Source organism: Streptomyces sp. SID3343, from assembly GCF_009865215.1.
Classification (GTDB): domain Bacteria; phylum Actinomycetota; class Actinomycetes; order Streptomycetales; family Streptomycetaceae; genus Embleya.
The window spans coordinates 1-1,469 of record NZ_WWJX01000237.1 but is presented as its reverse complement, the minus strand read 5'-3'; the positions used below and the strand labels follow the sequence as shown (position 1 = coordinate 1,469).

1 protein-coding gene is annotated in these 1,469 nt (G+C 75.2%); it reads right to left on the bottom strand.

Features of this window, described 5'->3' with window-relative positions; genetic code table 11:
- A partial coding sequence (locus GT354_RS08515; protein WP_161355652.1) for a DUF58 domain-containing protein occupies positions 1–1,297 on the bottom strand: 1,297 nt, incomplete at its 3' end.
- Positions 1,298–1,469 lie beyond the last annotated feature (172 nt).

The following is a 1,469-nucleotide window of genomic DNA, read 5'->3' as shown; positions in this document are numbered from 1 at the left end:
TCGGAGCCGCGGGGCCCGGGCCGCCGGCGAAGGACATCGCGCCCGCCGGGTCGCCCACGCGACCCGCCGCCCGCCACAGATCAGCCAGGCGGGAGCCCGCCTGCGCGGACAGCACCCGCCAGCCGGCCTGGCGCAGCAGCGCGACCGCGTTCGCGTGCGGCAACGCGCCCGACACGTGGCCCCACGTGGTCGTGTCCAAGACGATCGCCACCCCGCGACCGGAGCGGTGTCGGGCGCGGCCCAGGCGCTTGATGTCGTCCTCGGTCAGCGCGCCGAGCACCACGACGGTCAGACCGCCGCCGCCCGGATCGCGCAGCGCGGGCTCGGCCCGGTCGAGCGCGGTCACCGGCACGGTCTCCACGACGGCGAGCGCGTCGAGCAGGTAGCCCTCCAAGTCGCCCGGCGCGGCCCGCACGCCCTCCAGGTCTCCGGCGAGCGACTCGCCCTCGGAGTCGAGCAGGCGGGTGGTGTAGCCACGCCGGCACAGGTGTACGCCCACGGACGCGGCGGCCGAGACCACCCACTCGAACGACGACGCGGGGCCGTCGCCGTAGTGCGCGCCCTCGCGGGTGTCGAGCAGGACCGTGGCCCTGTTCTGCCACGCCTGTTCCTCGCGGCGCACCATCAACTCGCCCCGTCGCGCGGTGGAGCGCCAGTGCACGCGGCGCACGTCGTCGCCGTGTCGGTACTCGCGCGGGACGACGTCCTCCTCGCCCGACGCGGACACGTTGCGCGCGTGGCTGTCGCCGTAGCCGGTCCACTCGCCGCCCAGGTCCACGGCGGGCAGGTGCTGTACGGCGGGAGTGACCACGAGCGTGTCGCGGGCGGCGAAGGAGCGGGTCAGTTCGCACATCCCGAACGGGTCGGCCATCCGCAGCCGCAGCGGTCCGACCGGGAAGCGGCCGCGCAGGTCCGAGCGCACCCGGTAGGCCACGTGCCGGTTGCCGTGCGGCTCGATCCGGTCGAGGACGAACCTCGGCCGCGAACCGAGCACGTACGGCACGTGGTCCTCCAACATCAGCAGTCCGGTGGGGATCCGGGAGACGTTGTCCACCCGCAACCGCACCTGCGACTCGTGCCCGGCCGCGACCCGGGCCGGTTCCAGCGCTCGCGCGCTGGTGACCAGGTGCCGGGTGCGGGCGACGATCAGGACCGAGACGAGCGGCAGGGCGGTCAGCAGGAAGCCGACGCGCAGCAGGTCGCGTTGGCCCAGGATCACCGCGCAGATGCTCGCGGCGACCCCCGCCGCGAGGAAGGATCGTCCTCGCGTGGTCAGGCCCGACAGTGCGGTACGCACGTCAGCGCGCCGCCCCTGTACCCGTGCCGCCGAGGCGGCCGTCGTATGTCACCGGTACATAGCCCTGGTGTGCGGTCGGGGCCTGTGCCGGGTAGGGCTGCGTGCCGTTGTGGTGCGGGGCGCCGCCCGGGTAGGGCAGGTGCGCGGGCGGCGCGGGCGGTGCGGGCGGTGC